Source organism: uncultured Amaricoccus sp. (genome assembly GCF_937858865.1).
Classification (GTDB): Bacteria; Pseudomonadota; Alphaproteobacteria; order Rhodobacterales; family Rhodobacteraceae; genus Amaricoccus.
Genome location: NZ_CALLYO010000300.1, coordinates 1 through 3131, shown reverse-complemented (window position 1 = coordinate 3131; position 3131 = coordinate 1). Strand labels below are relative to the sequence as shown.

The following is a 3131-nucleotide window of genomic DNA, read 5'->3' as shown; positions in this document are numbered from 1 at the left end:
CTCGGCGGGCAGCGCAGGAAATCCGGCACCAGCACCTCGATCGTCGTCCCGGGATTCTTCCGCCTGACCGCCCGGATCGTCTGCGCGATATGCTCCGCCCCGCCGTCCTCCAGGTCGTCGCGGTCGACGCTGGTGATGACCACATGGTTCAGCCCCAGCTTCTCCACCGCCACCGCCACCCGCGCCGGCTCGAAGACGTCGAGCGCATCCGGCCGCCCCGTCGCCACGTTGCAGAAGGTGCACCCCCGCGTGCACACCTCCCCCATGATCATCATCGTCGCGTGCCCCTGCCCCCAGCACTCGCCGACGTTCGGGCAGCCCGCCTCCTCGCAGACGGTGACGAGGCGGTTCTCGCGCAGGATGTCGCGCGTCTTCCTGTACCCCTCCGAGGTCGGCGCCTTCACCCGGATCCAGTCGGGCTTCCTGAGGAGGGGCGCATCGGCCCGGTGCGCCTTCTCCGGATGGCGCTGCGCGCGGTCCTGAAGATCGCGTGTCGTGGTCATTCCCGCATCCTCGCCCGTCCCGATCACCCGTGTCGATCGCCGCCACCATAGGACCGCGCCGCGGGAAAGTCAGCGCGCAAAAACGACGCCCCGCCACGGCGGCGGCTGCAACCGCTCACGGCGGAATGAACCGCGCGGCCGGCCACCGTCCGCTATCGTGACGGAACGCCGCGGGCACGGCCCCGTTGACCCGCGGACCCCTCGCCGAAGGAGCCTGCCATGCCCCGCCTCGCCGCCAGCGGCCTCGCCACCGCCGCCACCCTCCTCGCCGGCGTCGCCTGCGCCCAGTCGGACTCCCCCGTCGACCAGGGCCCGCCCAACGTCCCCGCCTTCCGGCCGGCCTTCCCCGAGCAGACCCGCGCCCCCGCCCTCGATTCCGGCATCGAGCTCACCGTCGAGACCATCGCGGCCCCGCTCGAGCACCCCTGGGGCATCGCCCTCCTCCCCGACGGCGGCTATCTCGTCACCGAGCGCCCCGGCCGCCTCCGCGTCGTGGCGGCCGATGGCACGATTTCCGCGCCGGTCGCCGGCCTGCCCGAGGTCCGCGCCGAGGGCCAGGGCGGCCTGCTCGACATCGCCCTCTCGCCCGGCTTCGCCCAGGACCGCACCGTCTACTGGAGCTACGCCAAGCCGCTCGGCGGCGGCGCCAGCGCCACCGCGGCCGCCCGCGGCCGCCTCGCCGAGGACGGCGCCTCGCTCACCGGCGTCGAGGACATCTTCGTCCAGGACCCGCCCTCGCCCACCGCCGTCCACTACGGCTCCCGCATCGTGCCCGACGGCGCCGGCCACCTCCTCGTCACCACCGGCGAGCATTTCACCGAGCGCGAGCGCCGGCTCGCCCAGGACCTCGCGACCACCTACGGCAAGATCGTCCGCATCGATGCCGACGGCACGCCGCCCGACGACAATCCCTTCGCCGGCCTCACCGGCGCCCTCCCGACCATCTGGTCCTACGGCCACCGCAACGTCCAGGCCGCCGCCCTCGACGCCGCCGGCCAGCTCTGGACGATCGAGCACGGCCCCCAGGGCGGCGACGAGCTCAACCGGATCGAGCCGGGCAGGAACTACGGCTGGCCGATCATCAGCTACGGCCAGAACTACGACGGCTCGCCTGTCGGCGAAGGCGTCACCGCCCGCGACGGCATGGAGCAGCCGCGCTACTACTGGGACCCGGTCATCGCCCCGAGCGGCATGGTCTTCTACGACGGCGCCATGTTCCCCGAGTGGCAGGGCGACCTCCTCGTCGGCTCGCTGAGCCCGGGCGCCCTCGTCCGCCTCCGCCTCGACGGCGACAAGGTGGTCGGCGAGGAACGGCTCCTGACCGACGCCGGCCGCATCCGCGACGTGGCGGTCGCCCCGGACGGCGCCGTGCTGGTCCTGACCGACGCCGACGACGGCGCCCTGCTGCGGCTGAGCAACGACGCTCCGCCGGAATGAGTCACGCGGAAATGACGCCCCGCCGCCCCCGCATGCTTTGGGCCGGACCGCCGCAGCTGCTATGATCGCCCTTTCGCGACAGGGGAGGTGACCATGCCCGATCGACGCACGGTTCTCGGCGGCCTCGCCGCCGCCGCGCTCGCCCCCGTCCCGGCGCGGGCGCATCACGGCTGGGGCTGGGCCGAGGACGAGGAGTTCACCCTGACCGGCCTCATCCGCGGCGTCCGCCTCGGCAACCCGCACGGCGAGCTCGACGTGGAGGCCGCCGACGGCCTCTGGACGGCCGAGATCGGCCAGCCCTACCGCAACGACCGCGCCGGCCTCACCGCGGCGATCCTCGCGCTCGGCACCGAGGTGACGCTCGAGGGCCACCGCTCGCGCGACCCGGACGAGCGGCTGATGAAGGCCGAGCGGGTCATCATCGCCGGCCGGCTCTACGACCTCTACCCCGACCGGAGCTGAGCGTGCAGGAGCTCGCCGCCGCCATCGAGGCGAGCGAGCTCGCGTCCTTCCTCCGCCGCGCCCGCTGGACCTATCCGGCGGTCAATGCCGCGCACCTCGTCGGCATCGCGCTACTCGTCGGCGCGATCGTCCCCATGGACCTGCGCCTCGTCGGGCTCTGGCGCAGCGACGTCCGCCTCGAGACCGTGCTGCGCCTCCTCCGCCCGGTCGCCGCCTTCGGCGCCGGCTTCGCCGTCCTGACCGGCGCCCTCCTCTTCACCGTGCAGGCCCGCGACTACGTCGCCATGCCGCTCTTCGCGGTCAAGCTCACCCTGGTCGCGCTCGGCCTCGCCCACGCCCTCGCCTGGGGCGATGCCCTCGCCCGCGCCCCGCGCGCCCGCCAGCGCCGGGCCGGTGCCCTCTCGCTCGCCATCTGGCTCTCCGTCCTCGTCGCCGGCCGCATGCTCGGCTACCTGTGACGGCGGAGCGCGTCGAGGCCCTGCAAAATCAGGATTTCGCGCGCGAAACTATAACTAACCTTATGATCTGAAAGGGATTCGTCGGGTTAACATTTCCTTGCCACCCCAGGCACGGCGGCATCGCCGATCTCCTGGCGCCCGCTCCATCTTCTTGCCTCAAATACGCCCGCCGGAGGCACCTGCACGCGATGGACCGCCGCCCTCAGGGCGATCGCTCGAAGGTCCGCGCGAGGGCGCCCGCCGCTCTCACGCCCCCCGACGCCCCTCCCCT

General features: G+C 73.2%; 4 protein-coding genes. 3 read left to right on the top strand and 1 reads right to left on the bottom strand.

Going from position 1 to position 3131, the window contains the following annotated elements; translation table 11 throughout:
• Nucleotides 1-503: lipoyl synthase (locus Q0112_RS08510; RefSeq protein ID WP_297973931.1), on the bottom strand; the 503-nt coding region annotated here is incomplete at its 3' end.
• Between the two features lie 219 nt (nt 504-722).
• Between Q0112_RS08510 and Q0112_RS08505 the strand changes: the two genes are divergently transcribed.
• The 3 genes from Q0112_RS08505 (at nt 723) to Q0112_RS08495 (ending at nt 2860) form a co-directional block, all read left to right on the top strand.
• A complete protein-coding gene (locus Q0112_RS08505; RefSeq protein ID WP_297973928.1) occupies nt 723-1940 on the top strand; it encodes a PQQ-dependent sugar dehydrogenase in 1218 nt (405 codons plus the stop codon).
• Between the two features lie 93 nt (nt 1941-2033).
• Nucleotides 2034-2402 (top strand): DUF6152 family protein, encoded by a 369-nt coding sequence (locus Q0112_RS08500; protein ID WP_297973925.1) that lies wholly within the window; start codon nt 2034-2036, stop codon nt 2400-2402.
• A gap of 2 nt (nt 2403-2404) precedes the next feature.
• On the top strand, nt 2405-2860 hold the full coding sequence (locus tag Q0112_RS08495; protein WP_297973922.1) for a hypothetical protein: 456 nt from the start codon (nt 2405-2407) through the stop codon (nt 2858-2860).
• Nucleotides 2861-3131 lie beyond the last annotated feature (271 nt).